Here is a 14,321-nt window from a genome sequence, read left to right as displayed (position 1 = left end):
GCTCGCCAGGGTATCTGCGCCGGATGTGCGCGCGCGCCGACGCTCCAGCGGTCAGGTCTGACCGAGGAACTCCTCGCGCCCGTCAGACAGCTGCAGGTCGATCGCGTGCCGCAGCGCGGGCCACTGCTCGAGCTCCGGATCGGCGTCGACCAGCGCCCGGGCGTCCTCGCGTGCCCGGTCGATCACCGCGCCGTCGCTGACCACCCGGAGGAACCGCAGGGCGCCGCGACGGCCCGACTGGGCGGCGCCGAGCACGTCGCCCTCGCGCCGCAGCAGGAGGTCCACGTGCGCGAGCTCGAACCCGTCGGTCGTCGCGGAGAGCGCCTCGAGCCGGCGCCCGGCCGTGCTGCCCTCGGGCGCGTCCGAGACGAGCAGGCAGATCCCGGGCTCGCGACCACGCCCGATGCGTCCGCGCAGCTGGTGCAGCTGCGACAGTCCGAACACGTGCGCGTCCAGGACGACCATCACGGTCGCCGCCGGGACGTCCACGCCGACCTCGATGACCGTCGTCGACACGAGCACGGGTGTCCTGCCCGACGCGAAGTCGGCGATCGCCTGGTCCTTCTCCTCGCCCGACATGCGGCCGTGCAGCACGCCGACCGCGGCGCCACCGAGCCGGTCGTCCTGCCGCAGGGTCTCGGCGACCTCGAGCACCGCGCGCAGCGGCCGCTTCGGCGGCTTGGCGCCCGGGGCGGTCGCCTCGCCCACCGTGACGGGCTCGTCGGCGTCGAGGTACAGGTCGTCGCCGTCGTCCTCGTTGGTCAGGGCGTCGTCGTCGGGGTCGATCCGCGCGCAGACGACGAACGCCCGCCCGCCGCGCGCGACCTCCTCGCCGACCCGGCGCCAGGTCCGGTCCATCCAGGCCGGAACGCCCACCGGCACCACGTGCGTCGTGATGCCGCTGCGGCCGGCGGGCACCTCGCGCAGCTCGGAGATCTCCAGCTCGCCGAAGACGGTCATCGCGACCGTCCGCGGGATCGGCGTCGCCGTGGTGACGAGCAGGTGCGGCACGTTCTTGGCCTTGGCCAACAGGGCACCGCGCTGCTCGACGCCGAACTTGTGCTGCTCGTCGATCACCACCAGCCCGAGGTCCGCGAACTGGACCGGGCTCGACAGCAGCGCGTGCGTGCCGACGACGATCCCCGCCTGACCGCTCGCGGCGTCGAGCAGGTTGGCCTTGCGCTCGGCCGCCCCCTGCGCCCCGGTCAGCAGCGCGACGCGCGTGCCGATCTCGGAGCCGCCGAGCATCCCGCCCTCGGCCAGGTCGCCGAGCAGGGCGCGCAGGGTCCGGACGTGCTGCGCGGCCAGCACGGAGGTCGGGGCGAGCATCGCGGCCTGTCCCCCGGCGTCGATGACCTGCAGCATCGCCCGCAGGGCGACCACGGTCTTGCCCGAGCCGACCTCGCCCTGCAGGAGCCGCTGCATCGGACGGTCGTGCGCGAGGTCGTCGCCGATCTGCGCACCCGCCAGGAGCTGACCGGGCGTGAGGTCGAACGGGAGGCGGGCGTCGAACGCCTCCAGCAGCCCACCGGTCCGCGGCGGCCGCGCTGTCGACGCCTCCCGCTGGGCCCGGGACCGCCGCCGCGCGAGCTCGGTCTGCAGGACGAACGCCTCCTCGTACCGCAGGCGCGCCTGACCGCGGTGGACGTCGGCCTCCTCACGCGGGACGTGCACGTCGCGCAGGGCCTTCAGGCGCGAGCCCAGGCCCCGCGACTCACGGATCTGTGGCGGCACCGGGTCGGGGACCTGGTCGTCGGTGAGCGGGTCGAGCACCTTGCGCAGCGCCGCGCGGATGGCCTCGGAGTCGAGCCCCTTGGTGGCCGGGTAGATCGGGATCGGCCACTCGGCCTCCTCCATCGCCCGCGCCTCGTCCTCGACGCTGCCGAGGATCTGGTAGACCGGGTTGGCCAGCTGCAGCCGACCGTTGAACACGTTGATCTCGCCCGAGAACAGCCCGAGCTCACCGACCGCCAGCCGGGCGAGGTGCCACTTGGCAATGCCCTCGTTCGCGGTGAAGATCACCAGGCTGAGCGAGCGGTTCCCGTCCGTGATGGTCGCTTCGACCCGCGGGCGGCCCGTCTTCGCCGCGTGCTTCATCTGCGCGCCCCGCACGCGGGCGATCAGGGCGACGTTGAGCCCGATCGCCAGGCTCGCGATGTCGGTGACCTCGCGCGAGTCCGCGTACCGCCAGGGGTAGTGCACGAGCAGGTCGGACCTCGTCTCGACGCCGAGCGTCGCGAACTTCTTGAGGTCGGCCGCGTTCTTGGCAGGGACCGGCTCGTCCATCGGATCGACGTCGCTGTGCACGCCGTCCTCGTAGACCAGCCCGCTGCGGGGTGCCCTCGGTCGTCCGGCCACGGTCAGTCCAGCCCGATCAGGACCGCCGGCCCCCGACCCGTCGGCCCGACCACCGTCGGCTCGACACCCGGGTGGTGCTCGGCGAGGTAGGCGGCCAGCTCGTCGAGCTCGGCGCCGGGGTCCCGGAGCAGCACCGTGAGGCTCTCGACCGGTCCGGTCGCGGAGCGCAGGAGCGCGTCGGCCGCGTCGCGCACCGAGAGCACGGTGACCGGGTCGTCCAGCTCGACCGCGCGCAGCCGCAGCAGGGCCTCGTGCGCCGCAGCCAGTCCGGCGTCCGGGGCCGAGGCGAGCGCGAGCGCCGCGACCGCGACCCGCAGCTCGTCGCCCGCGTCGAGCAGCTCGACCCCCGGGTGCGTCGTCATCAGCCGCGCCAGCTCGTCCGCGTCGACCGCGTCGCCCGGGAGCACCGCGACGCGCGCCGCCCCGGTGTCCGTCACCGCGCGCTCCAGGTGGTGCGTGCTGATGGCCGCCTCGGGGCAGCGCACGACCGTGACGGCACCCGCCGACGCGTACCAGGCGGCCAGGTCCGGCGAGCTCGTGCACACGACGACCCCGCAGCGGCCCTCGTCGTGGTGGGCCGACGAGGCGTGGGCGCCCGCGACCAGGCGCACGAGCACCTGCTCGCGGCGGCCGATGCCCGCGGCGGCGATCGCGGCCGACGGGTCGTCGGTGTGCACGTGCACGTGCCACGTGCCGTCGCCGCCGACGACCGCGACCGAGTCGCCCAGCACCGCCATCGCCGCCTGCAGCGGGGCGTCGAGCTCGGCGTCCGCGCTGCTCACCAGGAGCATCACCTCGAAGGCTCCGCCCGCCTGCTCGACGGGCCAGGGGTGGGTGGGCGCCGCCGGAAGCCAGTCGAGGGCGGCGTCGGCCGGCTGCCCGGCGACGACCTTCGCCAGCGCGTCGAGGAGCACGAGCAGGGCGCAGGCACCGGCGTCGACCACGTGCGCGGCCCGCAGCACGGGGTGCGCCGCACTGATCCCGGCCAGCGCCAGGTGCGCGTCCGCGACGGCCGAGCCGAGCATCGTCGCGAGGTCCGCACCGGAGTCCGCGGCGGTGGCGGCGCTGCGGGCGACCGTGTCCGCGAGCGTGAGGATCGTGCCCTCCTGCGGCTCCTGCATCGAGCCCCGGGCCGCGCGGGCCGCCGCCCCGAGGCACCGTGCGACGTCGTGCGCGTCCGGGTCCTGGGGCAGCGCCTGCGCGAGTCCGGTGAGGTACTGGCTGACGATGACCCCCGAGTTGCCGCGGGCCGAGCGCATGGCCCCCCGGGCGAACACCCGCGCGACGTCCCGGGCGTCCTCCCCGTCGACGGCCGGCTCGGCGCCGAGCGCCTCCACCCCGCCCGCCACGGTGAGCAGCACGTTCGTCCCCGTGTCGGAGTCCGGAACCGGGAAGACGTTGACCGCGTCGATGCGGTCGCGGGACCCCGCCAGCGCGGTGTGCGAGGCCAGCGCCCAGGCGCGCACCGCTCCTGCTTCGAGCCGCTCCACCGCACCTCCGTCGGGCCTCGTCTGTCTGCCGTCGCCCGCGGGCTCGCGCAGTCCGTCCGGGCACCACCTTGCAGCATCGGACCCACATTTGGGTCGACGTGCGAGATGGGCTAGTCTTGACCGGTTGCCCGGCCATGTCGGGCACTGGTGGTGCCCCGCAGCGGCCCCCGAATCCTCTCTCGGAGTCGGCGTCGCTCGTGCGCGGCCACTCACCGAGATCACCGAGAACTCAAGACTTCGCCGCACATGCGGCTGATGACCGTACAGAGCAACAGGAGAAGACCGTGGCTGCCAACTGCGACGTCTGCGCCAAGGGCCCGAGCTTCGGGCACAGCATCTCGCACTCGCACGTGCGCACGAAGCGGCGCTGGAACCCGAACATCCAGCGCGTCCGTGCCGTCGTCGCGGGGACGCCCAAGCGTCTCAACGTGTGCACGTCGTGCCTCAAGGCCGGCAAGGTGCAGCGCGCCGTCTGACGTCCTCCAGACGTAAGCCAAGGCCCACGAGGTTGTCACCTCGTGGGCCTTCGCCATGTCCGATCCGTGTGGCAGGGTGACGTCCATGGTCGAGCAGCTGGACGACGTGACGATCCGCCCCGCAGCCGAGGGCGACGCCGCCGGGATCGCCCGAGTGCACGTGCGCTCGTGGCAGGAGGCGTACGCGGGGATCGTGCCCGAGGGGTACCTCGCCGCCCTGGACGTGGACCAGCGCGCGAGCGAGTGGGCGTCCTACCTGCGTCAGGGCCCGTCCGACCAGGTGCTGACCTGGGTCGCGCTCGCCGGCTTCCAGGTGGTCGGCTTCGTGACCGTCGGCCCCAGCCGCGACGAGGACGCGAGCCGCGGCGACCGGGAGATCTACTCCATCTACCTCGACCCCGGCACCTGGGGCCACGGTGTCGCCCGCGACCTCATGCGCACCGTGATCTCCTCCGTGGGCGAGAAGACGCCGATCTCGCTGTGGGTGCTCGCCGAGAACGAGCGGGCCCGGCACTTCTACCGGCGGCACGGCTTCCAGGCGGACGGCGTGGACCGCTACGACGACGTCGGCGGCGAGAGCCTCCTCGAGGTCCGGTACCGCCGGGGCTGAGCCTCGACGGGTCGTCACCGACCGCCGAAGTGGTCCCACCCGGAGGTCTGCGACACGGCTGAGCCGTCGACGAGGACGCCGGGCGACCCGTCGCGCACCCGCCCGACCGCGCGGAACCCGGGCGGCAGCGGGACGTCCGGCGGGAACGTCGCGAGCAGGCCGTGGTCCTCGCCCCCGTCGAGCACCCAGCGGTCCGCCGACGCGTCCAGCGCCGCGGCGGCGAGGCCGAGCCGCGCGACGTCGTCGGGGAACGCCTGCGCCGGCGCGACCAGGTCCAGCACCACGCCGCTCGCGCGCGCGATCCGGCCGGCGTCGCGCAGCAGCCCGTCGGACACGTCCATCATCGAGGTCGCCCCGGCCAGCGCCGCGGCGGGTCCCGCCTCGAGCGGCGACGACGGGTGCAGGTAGGCGCCGACGAGCCCGTCGTCGAGCGCCGGCCGCCCGGCGTCGAGCAGGGCCAGGCCCGCCGCGGACCACCCCGCGACGCCCGCGTGCGCGACCACGTCGCCGGGGCGGGCGCCCGAGCGCAGCAGGGGAGCACGTCCCTGCAGGTCCCCGTGCGCGGTGACCGACACGACGACCGCGGGACCGCCGGACAGGTCGCCGCCGACGACCCCGACGCCGAGCGGCCCGCACTCCTGCGCCAGCCCGCGGGCCAGCCCTTCGACCCAGGCCACGGGCAGGTCGGCCGGGATGACGAGAGCGACGACCAGGCTCGTCGGGCGGGCACCCATCGCCGCGACGTCCGCGAGGTTCTGCACCGCGGCTCGTCGGCCCACGTCCTGTCCCGAGGACCAGGCGCGCCGGAAGTGCCGGTCCTCGACCAGGACGTCCGTCGTCACGACGAACCGGCCGTCGGGGGCGGCCACCACGGCCGCGTCGTCGCCGGGGGGCAGCAGCGTGGCGGTGCCGGCGGGCAGGAGCGGGAAGATCCGGGCCAGGAGCGCCTCCTCGGACAGCTCCGAGACGAGGGGGCCGTCGCTGGTGGTCACCCGGACACGGTAGAGGGTCGAGCGCGCTGCCGGGTTACCGTGACCCCGTGCAGATCCGACGACTGGTGACTCCCCCGGCCGTCGTCGCCACCCTCGTCCTGCTGGCCGGGTGCTCGAGCGCGGTCGCGGCCGACGTGGCCCCGCACGCGACGGACCCGGTGTGCGCGAGCGTCGTGCTGGCGATGCCCGACTCGCTGGGCGACGGCCTGCCGCAGCGCGACACGACCGCCCAGGCGACGACCGCCTGGGGCGACCCCGGGGCGCCGATCGTCCTGCGGTGCGGCGTCGAGCCGCTCGGCCCCACGACGGAGCACTGCCAGACCGTCGACACGCCCGGCGGACCCAGCATCGACTGGGTCACGGTCGAGAACGAGGACGGCAGCTGGACGCTGACGACCTACGGGCGCTCACCCGCGGTCGAGCTGCACATCCCCGCCTCCGTGGCGGCGGACGGCACGTCGTACGTGGACCAGCTGGGACCGGCCGTCGCGATGACGGACAAGCAGCGCTCCTGCCTGTAGCGATCAGCGACCGTACGTGGCCGCGATCGGGCAGTCGAACGCACCCCGGTCGGCCAGGCCGACGTTGTTGAGGTACTTGACGATGATCCGGTACGACGAGAAGAAGCCGACCTCGGTGTACTTCACACCGAGCCGCTCGCAGTACTCGCGCACGACCGGCTGGACGTGCTTGAGGTTCGGGCGCGGCATGCTCGGGAACAGGTGGTGCTCGACCTGGTAGTTCAGGCCGCCCATCGCGAAATCGACGGCCGCGCCGCCGCGGATGTTGCGGGACGTGAGCACCTGGCGTCGCAGGAAGTCGACCTTCATCCCGGCGGGGATGATCGGCATGCCCTTGTGGTTGGGCGCGAACGAGCCGCCGAGGAACACCCCGAACAGGGCCATCTGCACGAAGAAGAACGCGACGGCCTTCCCGGGGGGCAGCAGGACCAGCAGGATCGCGATGTACAGGGCGAGCCGGCTGATCACGATCGTCGCGTCGACCTTGCGGTTGGGCACCGGGCCCTTGGCCAGCAGTGCGCGGACGCTCGAGATGTGCAGGCTCATGCCCTCGAGGGTGAGCAGCGGGAAGAAGAACCAGCCCTGGTTGCGGCCGAACCAGCCCTTGAACCCCGGGCGGCTCTCGACGACGTCCGACGTCCAGGCCACGACACCGGGGGCGATGTCCGGGTCGGCGCCCTGCTGGTTGGGCACGGCGTGGTGCTTGTTGTGCTTGTTGCGCCACCAGGACGCCGACAGGCCCGCGAACCCACCGGCGAAGATGCGGGCGGTCCAGTCGTTCCAGGCGTTCGACTCGAAGATCTGGCGGTGCGCGCTGTCGTGGCCGAGGAACGCGACCTGCGTCAGGACGATCGCGAGCACCGCGGCGACGGCCAGCTGCCACCACGAGTCGCCGACGACGACCACGGCGACCCAGACGGCGGCGAAGGCCACGACGACCGCGATCATCCGCGTCCAGTAGTACCCGTAGCGGCGGCGGAGCAGGCCCGAGTCACGCACGTGGGCGGCGAGAGCGGAGTAGTCCTGGGCATTGTTGCGCTGCGGCGTCGACAGGACGGCGCCTGCAGCGTCGGGGCTCACGCGGACACCCCGGGGGCGGTGTGGCGGACGGGCGGTGCGAGATGCACGACGCTCAAGAAGGTCACAACCGATCTGCGTGGGAGCCGCCCGTGCTGGACGACCGAGCTGTGCACCCACCGCTCGGCGGGTACGAAAGACGCTGGTGGGCGTCCCGACGGTGATGGAGACGCCTGCCGATCCGTCACGTCGTTGTCACGGCCGGTCCACCACGAATGCCCAGACAGTACGGCACCCACCTGAACTTTTCCGGAACTGTTGCCCGGGGAACGCAAACTCGTGGGCGAGCCCGAGGACCGGCCCGGGGGTATGCCCCCGTGCGGCTCTGAACCGGGCGTCAGCGCAGGCCGGTCGGGCGCTCCAGCGCGAGCCGGATCAGCTCGTCGACGAGCTCCGGGTACGTCACGCCGGACGCCTGCCACATCCGCGGGTACATCGAGAACGGCGTGAAGCCGGGCATCGTGTTGATCTCGTTGACGACGACCTCACCGGACGGGGTCACGAAGACGTCGACGCGCGCCAGGCCCTCGCAGCCGACCGCCTCGAACGTGCGCACGGCGACGTCGCGGACCTCGGCCGTCTCCTCGTCCGTGAGGTCGGCGGGGCAGGCCAGCGTGACGCCGGCCTCGTCGAAGTACTTGGCCTCGTAGTCGTAGAACGCGTGCCGGTCGGCGGTCACCAGGATCTCGCCCGGAAGCGACGCGCGAGCACGCTCGCCGGCGCGGCCGCCGAGCACACCGCACTCGATCTCGCGGCCGACGATCGCCGCCTCGACGATGACCTTCGGGTCGTGGAGCTGCGCCGCCCGGATCGCGGCCGACAGGTCGGCCAGGTCCGTGACGCGCGTGATGCCGAGGCTGGAGCCCGCACGGGCGGGCTTCACGAACAGCGGCAGCCCGAGGGCGGCGACCCGGTCGGCGACACCGACGGGGTCGCGGTCGAGCGCGCCCGGCAGGACCACCTCGAACGGTCCGACGGGCAGGCCCTGGCCGGCCAGGACGAGCTTCATCATGTGCTTGTCCATGCCGACGGCCGAGGCCAGCACCCCGGCACCGACGTACCGCACGTCGGCCAGCTCGAGCATGCCCTGCAGCGTGCCGTCCTCACCGAACGGCCCGTGCAGCAGCGGGAAGACGACGTCGACCTCGCCGAGGACCCTGGGCAGCTGCCCGGACTCCAGCACCTGGACCTCACGGTCGTCGACGGCCTGAGGCAGCAGCACGTGCGCGGCCGTGTCCTCGACCTGCGGCAGGCGTCCGTCGGTGATCGCCCAGCGGTCGGGGTCGTCCTCCGCGAGCACCCAGCGGCCCGACGGCGTGATGCCGACGGCGAGGACGTCGTAGCGGTCACGGTCGATCGCGCGCAGCACGCCGCCTGCGGTCGCACAGCTGATCGCGTGCTCGCCGGAGCGGCCGCCGAACAGCACCATCACCCGCGGTCGACGGTTCGGGAGGTCTGTGGGGATGTCCATCGGCCCGAACCTTACCCGGCGGTCGTGACCCCGGGTGCCGCTGTGACGGTCGCCCGCCGGAGCGGTCTCGCGGGACGCCTCCCGGTAATCTGCGACCGTGACCTCCTCGCCGCCTGACGACCTGTCCCCCGCGACCCTCGTCGTGAGCGCCGGCCGCCCGGCGCGGAGCCAGGGCGCGTCGCTGAACCCGCCCGTCGTGCTCTCGTCGACGAACGTGTCGCAGGGCGTCCCAGGCCCCGGTGAGCTGCTCTACGGCCGCATGGACACCGACGCGTGGCACCCGTTCGAGGAGGCCCTCGGTCGGCTGGAGGGATCGGCGCACACCGCGCTCGTGTTCGGCTCCGGCATGGCGTCGGTCGCGGCCGCGTTCTCGCTGGTCCCCGACGGGGGACGCCTCGTGCTGCCCCGGCACGCCTACCAGGTGACGATCGGCTACGCCGAGGACCTCGCGCAGCGGCACGGCGTCGACGTGGTGCTCGTGGACATCGACGACACCGACGCGGTCGTCGCGGCACTGCCAGGCACCTCCATGCTGTGGATCGAGTCGCCGACGAACCCCATGCTCGAGGTCGCCGACCTGCCGGCGCTCGTCGAGGCGGCCCACGCGGCCGGGGCGCTCGTCGGCGTCGACAACACGTTCGCCACGCCGCTGGTCCAGCGCCCGTTCGAGCACGGCGCCGACGTCGTCATCCACTCGGTCACCAAGTACCTAGCCGGCCACAGCGACGTGGTGCTGGGGGCGGCGCTCGCCGACGACGACGCCCTGCACGCCCGTCTGCACGCCTACCGCACGATGCACGGCTCCATCGCCGGGCCGTTCGAGGTCTGGCTCGCCCTGCGCGGGCTGCGCACCCTCGCCCTGCGCGTGGAGCGCGCGCAGTCCAACGCCGCCGAGATCGCCCGCCGCCTCGCCGACCACCCCGCCGTCGCCGAGGTTCGTCACCCGAGCCTGCCCGACGACCCCGGACACGAGCGGGCCACCCGCCTCATGGACGGCTACGGCTCGATCATCGGCCTGCGCCCGCACGGCGGCGCCGCGTGCGCCGACGCCGTCGTCGCGGCGCTCGAGCTCTGGGTGCCCGCCACGAGCCTGGGCGGCGTCGAGTCGAGCCTGGAACGCCGCCGCCGCTTCGCCACCGAGTCGGTCACCGTCCCCGAGGACCTGCTGCGGATGTCGGTCGGCATCGAGGACGTCGAGGACCTCTGGACGGACCTCGACCGCGCCCTGCGGTCGGCCGCGGACGCCTAGACGGCGGGCGGGCGTTCGCACCCGGTGCGGGGGCTGGGCGTGTCTACCTAGCCGCGCTGGGGACAGGTGGGACCGGTGTGACGCGTGAGGTACCTCACCAGTCCCACGCGTCCCAAGAGCCGCGAGATCGGCACGTCCGGGGATCCGAAGCGGACCGGAGCGCGACGGGCTAGACGCCCTCGGCCTTGTGCGGCCGCGCGAGCAGGAGCGCCGCGAGCTGCTCGATGGGCAGCCCCTCGTGCAGGACGCGGACGACGGCGGACGTGATCGGCATCTCGACGCCCAGCGACGTGGCCAGCTCCAGGACGGACCGCGACGACTTCACGCCCTCGGCGGTACCTCCCGTGGCGGCGATGGCCTCGTCGAGGGTCATGCCGCGGCCGATGTGCCCGCCGAGCGCGTGGTTGCGCGAGTCGGGCGAGGCGCAGGTGGCCATCAGGTCGCCGAGGCCGGCGAGGCCGGGGAACGTCTCGGCGTCAGCGCCGAGGGCGAGGCCCAGGCGCGTGATCTCGACCAGCCCGCGGGTGATCACGGTTGCCATGGTGTTGTAGCCGAGGCCGCGACCCTGCGAGATGCCGACGGCGAGCGCGATGACGTTCTTGACGGCCCCGCAGAGCTCGACGCCGACCACGTCGTCGTTGGTGTACGGGCGGAAGTAGGCGGAGGCGCAGGCGTTGGCGACGAGCTGGGCGGTCGCCTCGCTGGTCGACGCGACGACCGTCGCGGTGGGCTGCCGCTGCGCGATCTCGAGCGCAAGGTTCGGGCCGGAGACGACGGCGACGCGGGAGGCCGGGATGCCGAACGACTCGGCGACCACCTCGCTCATCCGTCGGTCGGTCGAGAGCTCGACGCCCTTCATGAGCGAGACGGCGACGGTGTCCGGGCCGACCAGCGACGCGAGCGGCGTGAGGAGCTCGCGGGCGGACTGCGACGGGACGGCGATCGCGACGAGGTCCGCGCCGGCCAGCACGACCGCGGGGTCCGTCGACGCCGTGACCCCGGCGGGCAGCGTGATCCCCGGCAGGTACGCCTCGTTGCGGTGCTCGTCGGAGATCTGCCGGCACACCGCCTCGTCGCGACCCCAGACCGAGACGGAGCACCCGGCGTCGGCCAGCACGGCGGCGAAGGTGGTGCCCCAGGAGCCGGCGCCGAGCACCGCGGCGCGCAGAGCCGTCACGGGAGCTCGGGCTTCGTCGCGTGGTCGCCGCCGACGCGCTTCTCACCGGGGGCGAGCGGCTTGCGCATGTCGTAGCGGACCTCGGGCGGCTGCTCGCCACGGATCTCGACCAGCAGCGCCGTGATCGCGGCCATCACGCGCTCGGTGGCCTCGCGCAGCGTCGCGGTGTCCTGCGGGTTCTCGTACAGGTCGCTGAGGTCCACGGGCGGCCCGGCGACGATGGTGATCGTCTTGCGCGGGAACGGCCGGAGAAGCTTCTCGTAGCGGCGCAGCAGCAGCTGCGGCCCCCACTGGGCGACGGGCACGACGGGCGCCCGCGTGCTGAGGGCGAGCCGCGCGACGCCGGTCTTGCCGACCATCGGCCACAGGTCAGGGTCACGCGTGAGCGTGCCCTCGGGGAACACGGCCACGCAGTCGCCGTCGTTGATCGCGTCGATCGCGGCGGTCAGCGACTCGGCGGCCGAGACGGTGTTGCGGTAGACGGGGATCTGCCCGGTCGCGTGCAGCACGTTGCGCATGACCGGCACCTTGAACAGTGACGCCTTGGCCAGGATCTTCGGCGCGAACCCGCTGTCCCACAGGAAGTACGCGAACGTCAGCGGGTCGATGTTCGTCATGTGGTTCGACGCGGCGATGAAACCGCGGTCGATCGGCAGGTTCTCCTCGCCGGACCAGTCCTTGCGGGTCATCGCCCGGAGCAACGGACGGACGATGTGCGCGACGGTGCGGTAGGCGCGGTTGGACCTGGCGGGGGGCTGCACGGGAGCCGATGCTACCGGGCTCAGGCGTGCGTCAGCTCGCGGCTGAACTCCGCGCCCAGCGCCTCGAGCTTCTCGGTGAACCGCTCGTACCCGCGGTCGATCAGGCTGATGCCGCGTACCGACGACGTGCCCTTGGCCGTCAGCGCCGCGATGAGGTGGCTGAACCCGCCGCGCAGGTCCGGCACCTCGATGTCGGCGGCGGCCAGCGGCGTCGGGCCCGAGATCACGGCCGAGTGGAAGAAGTTGCGCTGCCCGAACCGGCACGGTCGGCCGCCGAGGCACTCCTTGTAGACCTGGATCGTCGCGCCCATCCCGACCAGCGCGTCGACGAACCCGAACCGGTTCTCGTAGACCGTCTCGTGCACGATCGACAGGCCCTTGGCCTGGGTGAGCGCGACGACGAGCGGCTGCTGCCAGTCCGTCATGAAGCCCGGGTGGACGTCGGTCTCCAGCTGGATCGAGCGCAGGTCGCCGCCGGGGTGGAAGAACCGGATCCCCGCGTCGTCGACGGCGAACTCCCCGCCGACCTTGCGGAACGTGTTGAGGAACGTGGTCATCTCGGGCTGCGTGGCCCCGCGGACGTACACGTCGCCACCGGTCGCCAGCGCTGCCGCGGCCCAGGAAGCGGCCTCGATCCGGTCGGACAGGGCGGTGTGCTGGAAGCCGACCAGCCGGTCGACGCCCTCGATGCGGATGACCCGGTCGGTGTCGACCGAGATGATCGCGCCCATCTTCTGCAGGACGTTGATGAGGTCCATGATCTCGGGCTCGATCGCCGCGTTCGCCAGCTCGGTGATGCCCTCGGCGCGCACCGCCGTGAGCAGCAGCTGCTCGGTGGCGCCCACGCTCGGGTACGGCAGCGCGATCTTGGTGCCCTGCAGGCGGTGCGGCGCACGGATGTGGATGCCGTTGTCGGTCTTCTCCACGACCGCGCCGAACTGCCGCAGGATGTCGAGGTGGTAGTTGATCGGCCGGTCGCCGATCCGGCAGCCGCCCAGGTCCGGGATGAACGCCTCGCCCAGCCGGTGCAGCAGCGGACCGCAGAACAGGATCGGGATGCGGCTCGAGCCCGCGTGCGTGTCGATGTCCGCGACGTGCGCCGACTCCACGTCCGTCGGGTCCAGGTGCAGCGTGCCCGCCTCGGCGTCGGCGTCGACCTTCACGCCGTGCAGCTCCAGCAGCCCCGTGACGACCGCGACGTCGCGGATCTGCGGCACGTTGCGCAGCACGCTCGGGGTCTCGCCCAGCAGGGCGGCCACCATCGCCTTCGAGACGAAGTTCTTGGCCCCGCGGACCGTGATGTCTCCCGACAGCGGGTTGCCCCCGTCGACGTACAGCAGATCGCTCATCCGACCATCGTCTCCCACAGGTCCTCCTGCACCTGACCACTCGGGGTCAGGCACGCCGTAGCCGTGCAGGACATTCACACGGCGTCTGGCGAAGGCCTACTTCTTCTTCTTGGTGTCCTTGGACTTGCCGGACTTCTTCTTGCCGACGACGGCAGGCTTCTTCGCGGCCTTCTTGGTCGCCGGCTTCGTCGCCGGCTTCTTGCCCTTGGCCGCGACCTTCGCGTCCGCCTTCGCCTTGGCCGGCGCAGCAGCCTTCGCCTTCGTGGGCGCCTTCGCCGGGGCCTTCGCCTTCGACGACGACTTCACCGGGGCCGCCGCCTTCGCCGGAGCAGCTGCCTTCGGCTTCGCAGGGGCAGCTGCCTTCGCCTTCGTCGGCGCCGGAGCCAGCGGGGCCGGGGTCGTCGCGACCTCCGCAGGAGCCAGGGCCCCGACCGGAGCGCCCGAGAGCGCGGCGAGCGGCTCGGCCGTCCCGGACGCCACGCGGGACCGCAGCGTCGCACCCGGGTGGAACCGGGCCACCGTCGTCGCGGCGACGTCGATCGACGCGCCGGTCTGCGGGTTGCGGGCGGTCCGGGCCGCGCGAGCGGCGGACTCGAACGTGCCGAACCCGGTCAGCGTCACGCGCTCACCGGCGACCAGCGCGGCCGTGATCTCGTCGAGGACCGCGTCCACGGCGCTCGATGCCGCCGCCTTGCTCCAGCCGCGCGCTGCGATGCGGTCGGCGAGCTCAGACTTGCCGGGCATGGTCGTTCCCTCCGTCGGCCGACGCACGCGCGTCGGGCTCGGACCT

13 protein-coding genes are annotated in these 14,321 nt (G+C 73.2%); 4 read left to right on the top strand and 9 right to left on the bottom strand.

What is annotated here, in order from left to right:
• Positions 1-51 precede the first annotated feature (51 nt).
• Together AC1DZC_RS18660 and AC1DZC_RS18655 are read right to left on the bottom strand one after the other, a co-directional pair.
• Entirely contained in the window at positions 52-2,358 is a 2,307-nt protein-coding gene (locus tag AC1DZC_RS18660) for an ATP-dependent DNA helicase RecG (protein WP_477044301.1), read from the bottom strand.
• 2 nt (positions 2,359-2,360) lie between these two features.
• Entirely contained in the window at positions 2,361-3,848 is a 1,488-nt protein-coding gene (locus AC1DZC_RS18655) for a DAK2 domain-containing protein (protein WP_477044300.1), read from the bottom strand.
• Between the two features lie 284 nt (positions 3,849-4,132).
• Between AC1DZC_RS18655 and rpmB the strand changes: the two genes are divergently transcribed.
• Complete coding sequence (gene rpmB / locus AC1DZC_RS18650; RefSeq protein ID WP_029289091.1) at positions 4,133-4,324, top strand: 50S ribosomal protein L28; 192 nt, start codon at positions 4,133-4,135, stop codon at positions 4,322-4,324.
• Positions 4,325-4,409: 85 nt separating this feature from the next.
• Positions 4,410-4,934 carry an N-acetyltransferase family protein gene (locus tag AC1DZC_RS18645; protein ID WP_477040909.1) on the top strand — a complete coding sequence of 175 codons (525 nt, stop codon included), beginning with the start codon at positions 4,410-4,412 and terminating at the stop codon, positions 4,932-4,934.
• A 14-nt stretch (positions 4,935-4,948) separates the two neighbouring features.
• On the opposite strand, the gene AC1DZC_RS18640 is transcribed toward AC1DZC_RS18645, so the two are convergent.
• Positions 4,949-5,926 carry a thiamine-phosphate kinase gene (locus AC1DZC_RS18640; RefSeq protein ID WP_477044299.1) on the bottom strand — a complete coding sequence of 326 codons (978 nt, stop codon included), beginning with the start codon at positions 5,924-5,926 and terminating at the stop codon, positions 4,949-4,951.
• 47 nt (positions 5,927-5,973) lie between these two features.
• Between AC1DZC_RS18640 and AC1DZC_RS18635 the strand changes: the two genes are divergently transcribed.
• The gene (locus tag AC1DZC_RS18635; protein ID WP_477041081.1) at positions 5,974-6,447 is read left to right on the top strand and encodes a DUF3515 family protein; all 474 of its coding nucleotides are present in this window, start codon (positions 5,974-5,976) and stop codon (positions 6,445-6,447) included.
• Between the two features lie 3 nt (positions 6,448-6,450).
• Here AC1DZC_RS18635 and AC1DZC_RS18630 read toward each other — a convergent pair whose 3' ends face one another.
• Positions 6,451-7,527 (bottom strand): fatty acid desaturase family protein, encoded by a 1,077-nt coding sequence (locus AC1DZC_RS18630; RefSeq protein WP_477044298.1) that lies wholly within the window; start codon positions 7,525-7,527, stop codon positions 6,451-6,453.
• 334 nt (positions 7,528-7,861) lie between these two features.
• Positions 7,862-8,995, bottom strand: a complete 1,134-nt coding sequence (locus AC1DZC_RS18625) for a D-alanine--D-alanine ligase family protein (RefSeq protein ID WP_477041083.1) — start codon at positions 8,993-8,995, stop codon at positions 7,862-7,864.
• 97 nt (positions 8,996-9,092) lie between these two features.
• Between AC1DZC_RS18625 and AC1DZC_RS18620 the strand changes: the two genes are divergently transcribed.
• Positions 9,093-10,244: a trans-sulfuration enzyme family protein gene (locus AC1DZC_RS18620; protein ID WP_477044297.1), complete on the top strand. Its 1,152-nt coding sequence runs from the start codon at positions 9,093-9,095 to the stop codon at positions 10,242-10,244.
• A gap of 169 nt (positions 10,245-10,413) precedes the next feature.
• Here AC1DZC_RS18620 and AC1DZC_RS18615 read toward each other — a convergent pair whose 3' ends face one another.
• The 4 genes from AC1DZC_RS18615 to AC1DZC_RS18600 all read right to left on the bottom strand — a co-directional run bounded on the left by AC1DZC_RS18615 (position 10,414) and on the right by AC1DZC_RS18600 (position 14,275).
• Positions 10,414-11,412 carry an NAD(P)H-dependent glycerol-3-phosphate dehydrogenase gene (locus AC1DZC_RS18615; protein WP_477044339.1) on the bottom strand — a complete coding sequence of 333 codons (999 nt, stop codon included), beginning with the start codon at positions 11,410-11,412 and terminating at the stop codon, positions 10,414-10,416.
• Between the two features lie 5 nt (positions 11,413-11,417).
• Positions 11,418-12,182 carry a lysophospholipid acyltransferase family protein gene (locus AC1DZC_RS18610; RefSeq protein ID WP_477044296.1) on the bottom strand — a complete coding sequence of 255 codons (765 nt, stop codon included), beginning with the start codon at positions 12,180-12,182 and terminating at the stop codon, positions 11,418-11,420.
• A 20-nt stretch (positions 12,183-12,202) separates the two neighbouring features.
• Positions 12,203-13,531: a UDP-N-acetylglucosamine 1-carboxyvinyltransferase gene (murA, locus tag AC1DZC_RS18605; RefSeq protein ID WP_477041086.1), complete on the bottom strand. Its 1,329-nt coding sequence runs from the start codon at positions 13,529-13,531 to the stop codon at positions 12,203-12,205.
• Between the two features lie 96 nt (positions 13,532-13,627).
• The gene (locus AC1DZC_RS18600; protein ID WP_477044295.1) at positions 13,628-14,275 is read right to left on the bottom strand and encodes an HU family DNA-binding protein; all 648 of its coding nucleotides are present in this window, start codon (positions 14,273-14,275) and stop codon (positions 13,628-13,630) included.
• Positions 14,276-14,321: the final 46 nt, after the last annotated feature.

The sequence above is a fragment of the Cellulomonas sp. P2_B4 genome (assembly GCF_056404795.1).
Note: the sequence above shows the minus strand (reverse complement) of the source record. Positions and strands in the feature narration are given on the sequence as shown.